The organism is Sphingopyxis sp. PAMC25046 (assembly GCF_004795895.1).
GTDB lineage: Bacteria > Pseudomonadota > Alphaproteobacteria > Sphingomonadales > Sphingomonadaceae > Sphingopyxis.
The window spans coordinates 37756-53146 of sequence record NZ_CP039250.1 but is presented as its reverse complement, the minus strand read 5'-3'; the positions used below and the strand labels follow the sequence as shown (position 1 = coordinate 53146).

The window sequence follows — 15391 nt, the reverse complement described above, 5'->3', positions numbered from 1 at the left end:
GACGGAGCTGTCGTCACTCATTGGGCCGATCTCACGCCCCCGGGTCGCGAAAGCTGGAAATGGCCGATCGCGGACAGGCAGCTATTGTTGCGCGGTGCGAGAAAGCAGACAAAAAATGGGCAATTCTTTTCCTGCGGCGAAGAGCTGTCAGGAATGAACTTGAAAGCTCTATTCGATCGGCGGAGGCTGTGTGTCCGTTTCAAAAACATGCTGCAACATCGCCAGCATCGCGGTGCGCCCGATGTCTTTCAATTGAACAATGACGCGACGGCCATCGAGGGGATCGGAAAATCTTTCGACGAATCCCGCTTCCTCCAGCCGGTCGATGCGCCGCATCGCTGCGGTCGAGGACTCTCCCGACATCAGCATGAGTTGCTTCACATAAAGAATACCACCTTCTTCGCCATTGATGAACAGTTCGAGCATCATGTCCCAGGCGGAATCGCGCAACAGTCCCTTGGGCGCGATCCGGGCCATTTTCAGCCTTGCCCGCAACAATTGCCGCGCGCCTTCGACAAGTTGCTTTTCGGCGACGCTCCCAGTCCGTGCGGCAGCACGGGAAAGTGCCTCGACCGTGCGCACGACGCTCGGCGTAGCCGCGGCTTCGGCATCCCGGGCGCTGTCATCTTGATCGCGCATTTGTTCGCTCCCTCCCTGTTTCGGCTGACCGATATCATCAACCAGCCGGGCAAAAGCTCTTTACAATTCAAATATTTCCTTTCCTGATTATGATTTTCTGATGCAAACAATCGGCGGCTAGTTTCAACCGGAGGCGAATGGGAACGTCATCGCTCGCGCAGCGCCTCCCGCGCGCGGTTTAATGGCTTCAACAGATATTCCAGGACCGACTTTTGCCCCGTGTGAACGTCGACCGTCGCGATCATGCCGGGCACGATGGGGAAATGCTTTCCCGCCTTGTTGACCAGCGCGTCGGCCTTGGCCCGGATGAAGACGCGATAATAATATATCTCGGGTTTGACCTCATCGCGGATCGTGTCGGGTGAAATGGTCGTGACCCGGCCATCGAGCCCGCCATAAATTGAATAGTCATAAGCGGTGATCTTGACCGTTGCCCGCTGTCCCGGCCGGATGAAGGCAATGTCGCGCGGGGACATCCGCGCTTCGATCATCAACTGGTCGTCGAGCGGAATAATCTCCATGAGTTGCCCGTTGGGCGGAATGACGCCGCCGACCGTCGACACTTCGATGCTCTTGACGATTCCCCGTACCGGCGAACGCAACGTCAGGCGATTGAGCGTATCGGATCGCCCCCGGACGACGGGCGCCAGCGCCATGACCTCTTCGTCGGCCTTGGCAAGCTCCTGCCGCGCTTCGACGATATATTGCGAGCGCAGATCGGCCTTCTTCAGAGCAAGCTCCGCGCGCTGCCTTTTGAGACGCAATACCTCGACATTGCTCGCGGCCCCCACATCGATCAGCGATTCGCCGATCGCGAGCTCCTTGCTGATGAGAGCGAGCGATTCGTCGATCAGCCCCAATGAGCTGGCAAGACTGCGGCGCCGCGCCTCAAAGAGACGCGTCTCCTCGGCCTTGAGCTCGGGGAAGTCCTCCAGTTCGTCGGGGAAATTGAGCACCGTCTGGTTGACTTCCGCCCGTAGCCGCGCCGAGGCAGCAAGCGCGGCGCGGTATTTCGCGGCGCTCTCTTCAACCGTCGAACCGGCTTGCGTGGGGTCGAGCTGTGCGAGAATCTGGCCGGGTCTCACGAGCGAATCCGGACGCACATGAAGTTTGGCCAATATCCCGCCTTCGAGCGATTGGATGACTTGCTCGCGCGACGTCGGAACGACGCGGCCGTCGCCGGTCGCGACCTCGTCGAGTTCCGCCAGCCAGGCCCAGACCAGGCCGGCAAGGAAGAGCGCGGACAGCAGCCAGACGAGCCGGGCGGCGGACGGAAGCCGATTGTCCCGCCCTTCGCCGAACGTCCAGCTATCGGCAGACGGGCCAGTCACGCGGCCTTCCCCTTCGTCAGCATGGTACGCAGGGCGTCCGCCTTCGGTTGATCGAGCGAGATCGCCCCGTTGTGGACGACGATGACGCGATCGACGAGATCGAGGACGCGCATCCGGTGCGTGGCGATGATCACCGTACGATCGCGGCTCCATTTCGCGAAATTCTCGATGAAGACGCGCTCTGTTCCTTCGTCCATCGACGCGGTGGGTTCGTCGAGCAGCACGACCTTCGGCTCGCGAATCAACAGCCTTGCCAGCAGTAACGCCTGAATTTGTCCGCCCGACAGGCCGATTCCTCCTTCCAGAATGACATGTTCAAGGCCCGCGCGCGAACGGCGGATGAATTCATTTGCCCCGACCAGTTCGAGTGCCTGCAAGATTTCCCGATTCGACGCCTGTGGATGGCCGAGCGTCAGATTTTCGCGGATCGTTCCGTGAAACAGGCGGCTTCCCTGGCTGAGCAGGCCGACGTCGCGCCGCACGTCGGCGGGGTCGATCTGGTGCAGCGCCAGACCATCGAGCAACACTTCCCCCGATGCGGGATGGAGAAGCCCCGAACAGCCCTGCAGCAATGTCGACTTGCCCGCCCCGTTTCGGCCCAGCACGGCGATTTTTTCGCCCGGCGCGATTTCCAGCCCCGCCACCGACAGCGCGACCGGGGAATCGGGATCGGCATAGCGGAACACCGCCGAATGAAACCTGAAGCCGCCGGTGATCGCAGGGACCTGAATGCGATGCTCGTCATCGGGATTGTCGATCGGCAGCGCCATGATCTGGTCCAGGCTTTGGACGCCGACCTTGGCCTGCTGAAGCCGGTTGAGGATCTGGGTGACCTGCGCGATCGGCGCGATCATGCGCGACCCGAGGATCGATGCCGCAACCAGCACGCCGGTGGTGATGTCTCCCGCCATGACGAGCGGCGCGCCGACGAAAATGGTCGCGGCATACACGCCATTCTGAACATTCTGCGCCCAGACGGTAAGACTGTTGGTCAGGCCGCGCAGCTTCAACTGCGCCTCGGCTGCCGCCGCATTATAATTGTTCCACTGGTGCTGGAAACGATGCTCGGCCTGCAGCAGCTTGATGTCTTCAAGCCCCTGAACCGCCTCGACCAGCATCGCGTTGCGCAGCGACGATTCCCGCATCGCCCCATTGGCATAGGTGCGAAGCCGCCGCTGGGCGAGCAGGCCGGGCACGAGAAGCAGGACTAGCGCGGCTAGTGGAACAACAGCCAGCGGGCCGGCGATGAACCAGAATATCGTCAGAAACAGAAGGAAGAAGGGAATGTCCGCTAGCGCCGCGACAGTGGTCGAGGTCAGAAGTTCGCGCACCTGCTCCAGTTCGCGAAGTTGCGCGATAAAGGCGCCCGTCGACGATGGCTTGTCGCGGCTGCGAACCCGCAGCGCATGACCAAAGACCCGATCGGACATACGTAGGTCCGCCCGCTTGCCGAGCAAGTCGATGATACCCATCCGCAGGCGACGGAACAGGAAATCAAAACCGATCGCCAGCATGACTCCGGCAAAAAGGACATAGAGGGTCGGAAAGGACTCGGCCGGAATAACGCGGTCATAGACCTGCATCGAGAACAGGACGCCCGCCAGCGCCAGCATGTTCGCGACCAGCGATGCAACGAGGACATGCGAATAGGATCCGATGTCCTGAAAGATGATCCGGCGCAGCCAATGGTCTTCATAGGGGCGGATATAGGTATCTACCCGCGCATCGCGCACCGAACGCGCCGGGCGCGGCACGATGCACCGCATCGTCGATGCCAGCAGGCGGTCGACAGCGATCTCATTCTCCAACCCGCCTTCGCCCATGACGGCAATGCTCGCGCTGCCCGACGAATCAATGGCGGTAACGACCGCGAGTCCGCCGTCCGCCAGTTCTACGATCAGCGGCAGGCGTTCCGCGGCAAGCTTCACATGATCGGCCGTCAGGAAATGGATACGCAGGCCGGAACCGCGCGCTAGCGTTCGAATGCGTTCGGTATCATCGGCGTCATTGTTCCACAGACTGGCAAGCTTGCTGTCCTCGGCGGGACCGGGCATCCGATAGTGACGCGCGACCAGCCGGAAAGCTTCGATCCACGGCTCCACGCGAAACGACGGCAGCGGAAGGGCGGCCATCTCCGTCACAGAACCACCCCTCTCACCGTCGTGCCGCTCAATCCGAAAACGTCGCGCTGAACGCCAGAATGAAAAAGGCAGTCGACCTGCAAACGACGAATATCGTAGCGCGTGTTGACGAGGTCGAAGCGGACCTGATGCAGTTCCTGCTCGGCGTTGAGCAGATCGACCAGCGTCCGCGTCCCCATGTCGAGATATTGCAGGCGGTAGAGCCGCCCTGTCTCGTCCATGCTCGCCTGCCGCGCCGCCAATGTGTCGGCAACGCCCGTCAGGCTGGAGAGCTGGCGCTCGGCTTCGGCAAGCAGGCGTCCGACTTCGTTGCGAACGCGCGCTTCGGCTGCATCGGCCGCGCCGAGCGCATAGCTCGCGCCGCGTGCCCGGGCTTTCCGCGCCCCGCCGCTGTAAAGGGCGCTCGATACGCTGATCCCGAAATTATAATCGGCACGCCGCGAGAAGGGATCGTGAATGTCCGCGCCACCGCCCGCGCCCAGCGAGATCGTCGGCAACCCGTCCGCCCGGCTGCGCTTGAGGTCGGCAAGCGCCTGATCGCGCCGCGCCTGTGCCTGCATGACGGCAGGCACGATCGTCCAGTCGGGTTCGCCGCGCGCGCAGGCGCCGTGCAGGCCCGGCGCCGGATCGAGCGAAACCTCTGGCGCCGTCGGCCTGCCCAGCAGAAAGGCAAGATTGCTGTTCCAGCGCCGCTGCTCGGCTTCGATCTGCTGTAAAGTGACCTTGGCCGCCTGGACGCGCGCCTGCGCCTGCAAGGCGTCGGACTTGGTGCTGGCACCTAGCCGAAAACGATGCTTCACCAGTTCGTCGATACTGCGAATACTCTGAAGCTGGTCGAGCGCCACCCGCCGCAGCCCCCGGTCGCGCTGAATTTCGATCACCGCATAGCTGGTATCGCGAATGAGGCTGTCGACCGAGATGAGCAATTCCGCCCGCCCCGCCCGTGTTCCTGCTTCAGCGGATGCAACCGAACTTGAAACCTTGCCGAAATCATACAGCATCTGCGACGCGGAAACGCTCGCCCGGGGGCGCCAGCGACTGAGGGTCGCATTGTCGTAGCTTGACCCAAGTCCCGCGCTGATCTGTGGTCGGTAGCCTGCTTTCGCGATTTCGATTTCTTCGGCCTGCTCGCGCAATCGTCCGACCGACTCGGTGATTGAGGGATGCCATCGGACCGCCTCGCGAACCACGCCCTCCCATGTCATCGGACCGGTGTCGGCAGGTGCCGCACCAATCAATAATGGAAGGCAAAAAATTACAAGCGCGCTCTTTCCGATCTCTTTTACGGGGCTACTCCTCTCTTGCCGTATATTCGGCATTCACCCCTCACTTCAGCTTCAGAATTCAGAAACAGAAAGGCGAGCGCCCTAATTTCTAGAGCGCTCGCCAAGGAGGGTCGGAGCTTCAGATTAACATTTGGTTATTGGCGTTCAGTTCATCATCCTGTAATATGGAGATAAATGCCAGTGGATCGGCAACGGGAACCGCAGCCAGGTCGATGCCCGCGATATCTCCGCTGCTTGCAGAGCCGCCGCTTCCGTCGGCAACAGCCTCGCTTTCTCCCAGGTAACCTGTCAGTACATCCACGAGATCGCCGCTTCCCTCAAAGAGATCAAAGGCAAGGGCTCCAAGATTCGTTGGCGACGTGGCGCCCGCGATAGTTTCGCCGCCGAGGCTGTCGAGCACGATCACATCTTCGGTCTCAAACGACATTGCGGACATCACAGATGCCGCCGCTATGGGCAGCGCGCCACCCGGATCGATGACATCGACCGTAACCATCAGTTCGGCTTGGACGACCTCGCCATTCGGATGCTGGATCTGGTAACTGAATGCCTCCACCTGATCGGTCGCGAAATAGGCCAGGCCGCTGTCAGGCTCATAATGATAATTGCCCGCCGCATCGATGGTCAGGCTACCATAGGTGCCCGTCAGCGTTACCGGCGCATTGCCGATTTCCTGAAAGCCGGCGCCGCTGTCGACAAGGATGGCAGTAAAGGTCGAACCCGTAACGTCGTTCTCGAGCAGATTCCCGTCGGCGGCGCTCACCTCATCGACCTGGAATTGGGTGAGGTTGGTGACATCCTCGTCCAACACCACGGTCGAAGTATAGCCCGTGCCTATTCCGGTGCTCGATACCTCCATGCTGTAGTTGCCGGGCGGCAGATCGGCAAAGGTCACGCTGGCGCTCACGAGACCCAGCAAGTCCGCAATCGCCGTGACATTCTGTGTATCGACGACGATCCCGGTATCGGTGTTCGTCAGCGTCACCGTATAGCTTGGGAACAGCGTGATCAGGCTGCTGACTCCGATATTCACCGTCGCATCGGATTCGGTGTCGGCGGCGACCGCGAAGGTCGCAATGTCGCTTTCGGTGCCGATGATCCCGTTGTTCAGCGTGAAGAGCGGCGTCGATACTTCGGTGACTACATTTTCATAGAGCACTGCCGCCGTGGCCGCATCGTCAGTCGCGACCGGGGCCGCCGTAACATCGGGGCTGCCGATCTCGATGACCAGCGACGCGCTTTCCTGCGCCCCGCCTGGACTTTCGAGCGTGTAGACGAACGTCTCCGTGGCTCCGATATTCGCCGCGTCCTCGGTCGGCGTATAGACATAGCTGCCGTCGAGATCGATCACCAGCGTGCCAAACTCGCCGACCACTACCGTCCCGTCGGCGGTTACATCGGTGGTCACGCCATCGACCGTCACGCTGCTGACGACCGTGCCAACCGGCGCGAGGTCGATTTCACCGGTTCCATTGGCATCGGTGATCACATTGCCGTCGGCCGTTATCGCGATGATGTTGGCAATCTGGGTAAAATCGCTGTCGACGCCGCTGACGTCGAGCGTGCCGAGCACCCCGCCGCCGAGCAAGCCATCGAAGGTCACGAAGGCGCGATATTCGCCAGCGTCGAGATTCTGGCTACCCACCAGATCGCCGTTGAGCAGGCCAAGGTCTAGCAGCGTCGCCTCGCCATCGCCATCGACCCCGACCCACTGGCCATCGACGAGCTTCTGGATGACCACCTGATAATCGGCTGCCAGGCCAATATCGAGCAGACCGCCATATTCAAAAGTCGCGTCAAGCTCATGCCCCGGATCGACCGTGAAGGACACCGGCTCGATCCCCAGCAGCTGCAGGCCAGCCAGATCCAACTGGAGATCGACCGTCGCAAGCGACACCAGCAATAGGTAATTGGCGCTGCCCACGTCGACATCGGCCGTTACCGGAACCAGATCAAGCGACGCGCTGTCTAGATTGTCAAAGGCATCGAAGAGGTCAGGTGCCGTCACTGAAGTTCCAGCCGATTCATTGCCCGCTGCGTCGGTTTGCGTGACTGTCAATGCCTCGCCATTGGTCTGCGCCGGGGTGATCGTCACGCTGTAGGTGCCGTTGGGCTGCACCGTGCCGGTGCCAAGCTCCGTCGTCCCGTCGGAGGCATAGACGGTCACCGTCGCGCCAGCCTCGCCCGTGCCCGTCACCGTCGTGCCGGTCGCATCGTCGACATCGGCAGTCGGTGCGTCAGGAACTGTCAGGTCGGGCGCAGTGGCCGAAGTCGGCGCCGATTCATTGCCCGAGGGATCGGTCTGCGTGACCGTCAGTTCCTCACTATCGATCTGGGCGGGAGTGATCGTCACGCTGTAACTGCCGTCGGGCTGCACCGTCCCGGTTCCAAGCACCGTCGTCCCATCAGGCGCATAGACGGTCACCGTCGCACCAGCCTCGCCCGTGCCGGTCACCGTCGCACCCGTCGCATCATCAACGTCCGCCGTGGGCGCATCGGGCGCGGTCACATCGGAGAAGTCTGGCGCCAGCGTCGTCGTCGGATCCGACTCATTGCCAGCCGCGTCGGTCTGCGTGACCGTCAACGCCTCGCCATTGGTTTGCGCCGGGGCGATCGTCACGCTGTAGCTGCCGTCGGGCTGCACCGTCCCCGTTCCGAGCACCGTCGTCCCGTCGGGCGCATAGACCCTCACCGTCGCACCGGCCTCGCCCGTGCCAGTTACCGTCGCGCCCGTCGCGTCGTCGACATCGGCGGTCGGGGCGTCAGGAACCGTCAGGTCGGGCGCGGTGGCCGTAGTCGGCGCCGATTCATTGCCCGAGGGATCGGTCTGGGTAACCGTCAGCTCCTCGCCATTGGTTTGCGCCGGGATCGTCACGCTGTAGCTGCCATCGGGCTGAACGGTTCCGGTGCCGAGCACCGTTGTTCCATCAGGCGCATAGACCGTCACCGTCGCACCAGCCTCGCCCGTACCCGTTACCGTCGCGCCCGTCGCATCATCAACGTCCGCCGTGGGCGCATCGGGCGCGGTCACATCGGAGAAGTCGGGCGCCAGCGTCGTCGTCGGATCCGACTCATTGCCAGCCGCGTCGGTCTGCGTGACCGTCAACGCCTCGCCATTGGTTTGCGCCGGGGCGATCGTCACGCTGTAGCTGCCGTCGGGCTGAACCGTGCCAGTACCCAGCACCGTCGTTCCGTCGGGCGCATAAACCGTCACCGTCGCACCAGCCTCGCCCGTGCCGGTCACCGTCGCACCCGTCGCATCATCGACATCGGCGGTCGGCGCGTCGGGTGCCGTCAGATCGGGCGCGGTGGCCGAAGTCGGCGCCGATTCATTGCCCGAGGGATCGGTCTGGGTAACCGTCAGCTCCTCGCCATTGGTTTGCGCCGGGATCGTCACGCTGTAGCTGCCGTCGGGCTGCACCGTTCCGGTTCCGAGCACCGTCGTCCCGTCGGGCGCATAGACCGTCACCGTCGCACCGGCCTCACCCGTGCCGGTCACCGTCGCACCCGTTGCATCGTCGACATCAGCGGTCGGGGCGGCGGGCGCGGTCACGTCGGAGAAGTCGGGCGCCAATATTGTTGTCGGACCGGACTCATTGCCCGCCGCATCGGTCTGCGTGACCGTCAACGCCTCGCCGCCGGTCTGCGCCGGAGTGATTGTCACGCTGTAGGTGCCGTCAGGCTGCACCGTTTCGGTGCCGAGCACGGTCGTCCCGTCGGGCGCATAAACCGTCACCGTCGCACCAGCCTCGCCCGTGCCGGTCACCGTCGCACCCGTCGCATCATCGACATCGGCAGTCGGTGCGTCAGGAGCCGTCAGGTCAGGCGCGGTAGCCGAAATCGGTGCTGATTCATTGCCCGAGGGATCGGTTTGGGTAACTGTCAGCTCCTCGCCATTGGTCTGCGCCGGGGTGATCGTCATGCTGTAGCTGCCGTCGGGCTGAACTGTTCCAGTGCCCAGAACCGTTGTTCCATCAGGCGCATAGACCGTCACCGTCGCACTGGGCTCGCCCGTACCCGTCACGGTCGCGCCCGTTGCATCGTCGACCTCGGCGGTCGGCGCGTCGGGCGCCGTCAGGTCGGGCGCTGTGGCCGAAGTCGGCGGGGACACATTGCCTGCCGCATCGGTCAGGGTGACCGTCAACTCCTCGCCATTGGTCTGCGCCGGAATCGCCACGCTATAGGTGCCGTCGGGCTGCACCGTGCCAGTACCTAGCACCGTCGTTCCGTCGGGCGCATAAACCGTCACCGTCGCACCAGCCTCGCCCGTGCCGGTCACCGTCGCACCCGTCGCATCATCGACATCGGCAGTCGGCGCGGCGGGCGGCGTCACGTCCGAGGGTGGCGGAGCTGGCGGATCTATCCCGTCATCCGAACCGCCGCCACCGCCGGCTGCGGCGGCAACAAGACCGCCCGCACCGAGCAGCCCCAGCGCGGGCAACAGAATGCCGGCACCGGCGCCACCTGCATCGGTCGCAAGCGCCGCCCCTGGCACGAGTTCGCCCCAGTCCGTGAGTTCATAGAATTGCGTGCCGCTTCCCGGCCGGGCCAGCCACATGCTGCCGTCCGGCTCCTGCAGAACGAGGTCGCTGGCAACACCGTCCGGACCGGCGACGTAGAAATCAACAATGCGGATCGTCTCGCCCGACTGAAGGCGAATAATCAGATCATCACCCTGCCGTTCGAGCCCCGCGACATCCGCGCGGTTCATCTGGAGCCGGACAACGCTGGGATTGTTCAGATCAATGGAATCCAAAGGAACGGAGCTAGATTCGCCAGTCGCTTTGTTGAATATTTCCGCGTTCATGACTTCTCTCCAATGATCTGAACAGCACACGGCCTCCCATCCCTATAATCAGGGGTGAGTTCTTCCTGTTTCTCCAGAGCCATTCACGGCACCAGATAGCAGAGCGATATTATTTGATGTTCAAAATCTTATGGGTGCAATTATTATACTGCAAGAAAGACTCGACCACAGTTCCGTTTTCGGAATGAATTACCCACCGCCGTCCTGGTGCGGCGGTGGAGAGATTTCGAGCAGCCCGATGGCACGCTCTCCGGGTCGATCTTGCCAACGAGATTATCGAATCCGTCATTCCGGGAAGGTCAAACCGCCGGGAAGATCGATTATGGCAGGCCGTTCTACAAGAAACACAACCGTCTCGACCGCTTCTTCGGTCGTCCGAAAGTTGATCGCGCCATCGCAACTCAATATGACGAACTCGTCGAAACTTCCTTTCCATGGCCCACATCGCATCCGCCAGATACTGGCTCACATTTTTCCCCACCGCCTAGCGAGTTTCCGGTTCTGACCGCTTGAAGACGGTCGGCTTTTGGGGCCGAATTCCAATTAGCCGACACTACATTGACCTGTGATCACACGGCAGCGAGCTCTTCCTCGGGTGTATACTCGTCCATAACCGGAACCTCGGCGGCATCTCCCCATTCCAAATTTCACGAGGACAGACAGGTCACATTTCTTGCGGCCTGACCATTACCTCTCAATTCGCGCAAAAGCCGCCGCACCGGCCGCATGGGCAACAGCAGTTGCCTTTAATGGTGCAGCGATAGCGCTTGCAAGATCGCCCGCGCTTGAAACCGTCTCGGAAAAAATCGCCTCCATGCTGCGCACGCACAGCGCAACCCGTTCGTCTGCCAAGTCATAATAGACCTGCTTAGCTTCGCGCCGCGTCTTCACCACGTCACCCCGGCGCAGTTCAGCGAGCTGCTGGCTGAGGGCGGGCTGGCTTATGGACGTCGCGGTCTCGATCTCGCCGACGGTTCTCTCGCCGCGGAGCAGGTACGACAGGATCATCAACCGCTGTGGCTGCGCGTAGACACGCAGCTTCTCGACCGCCTTGTCCGCAAGTGCGCGATCTTCGTAGATCGCGCTCATGCTGCGTCGATCGTGCGGCAGAACCAGCCGAGGTCGTCACCTTCCATCAGCTGCTCGGACGGCGGCGCGAGAAACGCTTCACCCGGTTGCCAGCCCTCGGGCGTCAGCCGCTTGCCATCGGCAGTCTGCTGTAGCGCAGCCACGGTCCTCAATACCTCGTCGACCGAACGACCTACGGTGTGTGGATAAATATTGATCGCGCGAACGATGCCGTCAGGATCGATAATATAGGTTGCCCGAACCGCGGCACTGTCCTGTGAAGTCGCATCGATCATTCCGTATGCTCGGCCCACCGCCATGCTGGGATCTTCGACGATCGGAAAGCCGATCGCGACCCCGAAATGCGCCTCGATCGCGCGCACCCAGGCGAGGTGCGAGTAGAGGCTATCAACCGAAAGCCCGAGAAGCGAACATTCCAGCTTGTCGAAATCCGGCTGCCGCTTGGCAAAGGCGATGAATTCTGTCGTGCAGACGGGCGTGAAATCGGCGGGGTGCGAGAAGAACACGAGCCAGCGCCCGCGATAGTCGCCAAGCGCGAGCTGTCCCTTCGTCGATCGGGCTGTGAAGTTCGGGGCGGCATCGCCCAGTCCTATCGGTCGCGGGGCGTCGGTAGTCTCGGTCATTTGGCCATCCATTCGCATCGTCCAAGCCTTGCCGTGCGGCGCGATTTGACGCAATTAATCTATTTGATTACATAGTTTATGTAAATATGATTTTTAAGGATCGACACATGACGGACGAAGCGATCATGAAGGCGTGCGCTCAAGTCGAAACCGCCGAAGCTCGAACAGTCGAAATCAAGGCGTTTTTCGACAATGCGACGAACACGATTTCTTATGTCGTCCACGATCCCACGACGCGCCGCGCGGCGGTAATCGACTCGGTCCTAGACTATGATCCTGCGGCCGGGCGCACGTCACACGAGTCCGCCGACGCTCTGATCGCCTATGTCGACGCACAGAGCCTGACTGTCGATTGGCTGCTCGAGACCCACGCCCACGCCGACCATCTGTCGGCAGCACCCTATCTGCAGGAAAAGTTCGGCGGAAAAATTGCGATCGGCGAGCATATCGTCACCGTGCAGCGCAATTTCGGCAAGCTGTTCAACGCGGGCAGCGACTTTCAGCGCGACGGGTCGGATTTCGATCAACTGTGGAAGGACGGTGACCAGTTTCACATTGGCGAGACCCCCGTGACGGTCCTGCACGTCCCTGGTCACACCCCCGCAGACAATGCCTATGTGATCGGCGATGCGGTCTTCGTCGGCGACACGATGTTCATGCCCGACTATGGCACCGCGCGCGCCGACTTCCCCGGCGGCGATGCGCGCCAGTTGTTCCGTTCTCTGCGCCGAATCCTCGAACTACCTTCGCAGACGCGCCTGTTCATGTGCCACGACTATCTGCCTGAGGGTCGCGACAATTATGTTTGGGAAACCACCGTCGCCGACGAGCGCGCGCACAATATCCACGCGCATGACGGGGTAAGCGAGGAGGAATTTGTCGCGATGCGCGAGGCGCGCGACGTCGCGCTGTCGATGCCGCGGCTGATCATGCCCTCGATCCAGGTCAATATGCGCGCGGGACATATGCCCACGCCCGAAGACAACGGCATCCGCTATCTCAAGATCCCCGTGAACGCCGTATGATGGCGGCCTTTCCGCAAGCGATGCCGGTCCAAGGGTTGCTCGGCGGCCTGCTGATCGGCGCGAGCGCCGCAATCATGCTGCTCGGCAACGGCCGCATCGCCGGGGTCAGCGGGCTCGGCGCGCGGGCGCTCGGCATCGCGGATACCGGGGCGCCGCGCGCGATGGCGGCTGCCTTTGTGATCGGCTTGCCGATCGGCGCGGCGCTGGTCGCGCTGCTGCTTGGCGGGGTCGAAACGCGCTATCCTACCGCGACATGGCAGATCGTCGTCGGCGGGCTTCTCGTCGGCTATGGCACGCGGCTCGGGTCGGGCTGCACGAGCGGGCACGGTGTTTGCGGCATGGCGCGCCTGTCGCCGCGATCGATTGCCGCGACGCTGGTCTTCATGGGCAGCGGCGTGGCGACCGTCGCGCTGATGCGCGCGGGCGGCCTGATGTGAGCCGCCTGATCGCCGCGATCGTCGCGGGCTCGGTCTTCGGCGCCGGACTCGCGCTGTCGGGCATGGCCGATCCCCAGCGTGTCCGCGCCTTCCTCGACGTCTTCGGCCAATGGGATCCCACGCTGGCCTTCGTCATGGCCGGGGCGCTGGTGCCGATGGCGCTGGCATGGGCGGTGCAGCGCCGCTCGCCGCGCCCAGCTTTTGCCGACAGCTTCAACCTGCCCTCGACGCGCGGAATCGACGCGCCGCTGGTCGTCGGCGCGATGCTGTTCGGGGTCGGCTGGGGGCTAAGCGGGCTTTGCCCCGGTCCGGCGATCGCCGGGCTTGCGATCGCGCCCGCCCAGGCCGGCATCGCGGTCGCGGCGATGATCGCGGGCATGGTGCTGCACCGCCTGACGAGACGCTGAAAAAGACAACGGAGTGGAATCTATGGACATCAGGACAATCGACGCGCGGCTGAGCGTCAGCCCGCAAATCCGCCCCGAGGACGTGCCAGCGATCGCCGCGGCCGGCTATCGAACGATCATCTGCAACCGTCCCGACGGCGAAGACGCGGCGCAGCCGCCCGCCGCAGCGATTGCCGCCGCGGCGGAGGCGATCGGCCTTGCCTTCACCCACCTGCCGGTCGTGCCGGGCCAGGCGAGCGACACCGACGCCGCCCTGATGGCAAACGCCCTCGCCAACCTGCTCGGACCCGTGCTCGCCTATTGCCGTTCGGGCAGCCGTTCGGAAAAGCTGGCCGCTATGGCGGAGCGGCGCACGGGCCCGGAGACCCCCGGCGACTTCGACATCGTCATTGTCGGCGGCGGCGCGGCGGGGATCGCCACGGCGGCGAGCACCCTGCGGCGCAATCGCGACGTCAAACTGGCCGTCATCGAGCCGTCGGACGACCATTATTACCAGCCCGGCTGGACGATGGTCGGTGCGGGCGTTTTCGACGCCCCGTTCACCCACCGGCGCGAAGCGACGCTGATCCCGCGGGGCGCCGAATGGATCAAGGTCGCGGTGGCGCGGTTCGAACCCGACGCCAACCGCGTCGAACTCGCTGACGGACGCCGCATCGCCTATCGCGTGCTGGTCGTTTGCCCGGGCATCAAGCTCGACTGGGACGCGATCCCCGGACTCGCCGCAACGCTCGGCCGCAACGGCGTGACGTCGAACTATCGCTACGACCTTGCGCCCTACACGAACCGATTGGTCCGCCAGTTCCAGGGCGGCACCGCGATATTCTCCCAGCCCCCGATGCCGATCAAATGCGCCGGCGCCCCACAAAAGGCTATGTACCTCTCCTGCCACCGCTGGGAAAAGACAGGCATCCTCGATGCGGTCGACGTCCAGTTTCACACCGCGGGCGCGGCGCTTTTCGGTGTCGAGGCCTATATCCCGGCCCTGATGGATTATGTCGAGCGCTATGACATCGACCTCAACTTCGCGTCGCAGCTCGTTGCGATCGACGGCCCTGCCCGGATCGCCACCTTCGAACAGCGCCGCGGCGACGACGTGACACGGGTCGAGCGGCATTTCGACATGATCCATGTTGTGCCGCCGCAGGTCGCGCCGGACTTCATTCGTTCTAGCCCGCTCTCCGCGCCGTCGGGTTTCGTCGCGGTTGACGAGGCGACGCTGCGCCACCCCGCCTATCCCAATATCTTCTCGCTCGGCGACGCCTGCGCCGCCCCCAATGCAAAGACAGCGGCCGCCGCCCGCAAACAGGCGCCGGTGGTCGCAGTCAACGCGCTCGCGGCGCTGGCGGGCAAGCCGCCGACGGCGGATTATGACGGCTATGGAAGCTGTCCGCTGACGGTCGAGTCCGGGAAAATCGTGCTCGCCGAATTCGGCTATGACGGCAAGCTGCTGCCCAGCTTTCCCTCTTGGCTCATCGACGGTACGCGGCCGTCGCGCCTATCGTGGCTACTCAAGGACACGATCCTGCCTCCCGTCTATTGGCACGGGATGCTGAAGGGCCGCGAGTGGATGGTCAAACCCCATCCAATCGACGCGAACGGCTGAACC

11 protein-coding genes are annotated in these 15391 nt (G+C 63.0%); 4 read left to right on the top strand and 7 right to left on the bottom strand.

Annotated features, from left to right (window positions below; translation table 11 throughout):
- Positions 1-168 precede the first annotated feature (168 nt).
- The 7 genes from E5675_RS00290 to E5675_RS00260 all read right to left on the bottom strand — a co-directional run bounded on the left by E5675_RS00290 (position 169) and on the right by E5675_RS00260 (position 11916).
- A complete protein-coding gene (locus E5675_RS00290; protein WP_136172927.1) occupies positions 169-639 on the bottom strand; it encodes a MarR family transcriptional regulator in 471 nt (156 codons plus the stop codon).
- Between the two features lie 146 nt (positions 640-785).
- A complete protein-coding gene (locus tag E5675_RS00285; protein ID WP_168707766.1) occupies positions 786-1970 on the bottom strand; it encodes an HlyD family type I secretion periplasmic adaptor subunit in 1185 nt (394 codons plus the stop codon).
- The gene (locus tag E5675_RS21640; RefSeq protein ID WP_136176267.1) at positions 1967-4102 is read right to left on the bottom strand and encodes a type I secretion system permease/ATPase; all 2136 of its coding nucleotides are present in this window, start codon (positions 4100-4102) and stop codon (positions 1967-1969) included. Before E5675_RS21640 ends, E5675_RS00285 begins: the two co-directional genes overlap by 4 nt.
- A 5-nt stretch (positions 4103-4107) precedes the next feature.
- Entirely contained in the window at positions 4108-5316 is a 1209-nt protein-coding gene (locus tag E5675_RS00275; RefSeq protein WP_247594730.1) for a TolC family protein, read from the bottom strand.
- A gap of 199 nt (positions 5317-5515) precedes the next feature.
- A complete protein-coding gene (locus E5675_RS00270) occupies positions 5516-10153 on the bottom strand; it encodes a BapA/Bap/LapF family large adhesin (RefSeq protein ID WP_168707765.1) in 4638 nt (1545 codons plus the stop codon).
- Positions 10154-10891: 738 nt separating this feature from the next.
- The gene (locus tag E5675_RS00265; RefSeq protein WP_136172924.1) at positions 10892-11293 is read right to left on the bottom strand and encodes a metalloregulator ArsR/SmtB family transcription factor; all 402 of its coding nucleotides are present in this window, start codon (positions 11291-11293) and stop codon (positions 10892-10894) included.
- Positions 11290-11916, bottom strand: a complete 627-nt coding sequence (locus E5675_RS00260) for a peroxiredoxin (RefSeq protein ID WP_136172923.1) — start codon at positions 11914-11916, stop codon at positions 11290-11292. Before E5675_RS00260 ends, E5675_RS00265 begins: the two co-directional genes overlap by 4 nt.
- Before the next feature lie 107 nt (positions 11917-12023).
- On the opposite strand from E5675_RS00260, the gene E5675_RS00255 reads away from it, so the two are divergent.
- From E5675_RS00255 to E5675_RS00240, 4 genes are read left to right on the top strand one after another with little or no spacing between them, the layout of a single operon-like run.
- Positions 12024-12941, top strand: coding sequence for an MBL fold metallo-hydrolase (locus tag E5675_RS00255; protein WP_136172922.1), 918 nt, complete (start codon positions 12024-12026; stop codon positions 12939-12941).
- Positions 12938-13378, top strand: coding sequence for a YeeE/YedE thiosulfate transporter family protein (locus E5675_RS00250; protein WP_136172921.1), 441 nt, complete (start codon positions 12938-12940; stop codon positions 13376-13378). Before E5675_RS00255 ends, E5675_RS00250 begins: the two co-directional genes overlap by 4 nt.
- Positions 13375-13785, top strand: a complete 411-nt coding sequence (locus E5675_RS00245) for a DUF6691 family protein (RefSeq protein WP_136172920.1) — start codon at positions 13375-13377, stop codon at positions 13783-13785. Before E5675_RS00250 ends, E5675_RS00245 begins: the two co-directional genes overlap by 4 nt.
- A 22-nt stretch (positions 13786-13807) precedes the next feature.
- On the top strand, positions 13808-15388 hold the full coding sequence (locus E5675_RS00240) for a bifunctional protein tyrosine phosphatase family protein/NAD(P)/FAD-dependent oxidoreductase (protein ID WP_136172919.1): 1581 nt from the start codon (positions 13808-13810) through the stop codon (positions 15386-15388).
- Positions 15389-15391 lie beyond the last annotated feature (3 nt).

Coding starts and splice junctions, on each gene's coding strand:
- E5675_RS00275 (WP_247594730.1), bottom strand. CDS start 5,316: ATGACATGGGAGGGCGTGGTTCGCGAGGCGGTCCGATGGCATCCCTCA.
- E5675_RS21640 (WP_136176267.1), bottom strand. CDS start 4,102: ATGGCCGCCCTTCCGCTGCCGTCGTTTCGCGTGGAGCCGTGGATCGAA.
- E5675_RS00255 (WP_136172922.1), top strand. CDS start 12,024: ATGACGGACGAAGCGATCATGAAGGCGTGCGCTCAAGTCGAAACCGCC.
- E5675_RS00250 (WP_136172921.1), top strand. CDS start 12,938: ATGATGGCGGCCTTTCCGCAAGCGATGCCGGTCCAAGGGTTGCTCGGC.
- E5675_RS00260 (WP_136172923.1), bottom strand. CDS start 11,916: ATGACCGAGACTACCGACGCCCCGCGACCGATAGGACTGGGCGATGCC.
- E5675_RS00240 (WP_136172919.1), top strand. CDS start 13,808: ATGGACATCAGGACAATCGACGCGCGGCTGAGCGTCAGCCCGCAAATC.
- E5675_RS00290 (WP_136172927.1), bottom strand. CDS start 639: ATGCGCGATCAAGATGACAGCGCCCGGGATGCCGAAGCCGCGGCTACG.
- E5675_RS00265 (WP_136172924.1), bottom strand. CDS start 11,293: ATGAGCGCGATCTACGAAGATCGCGCACTTGCGGACAAGGCGGTCGAG.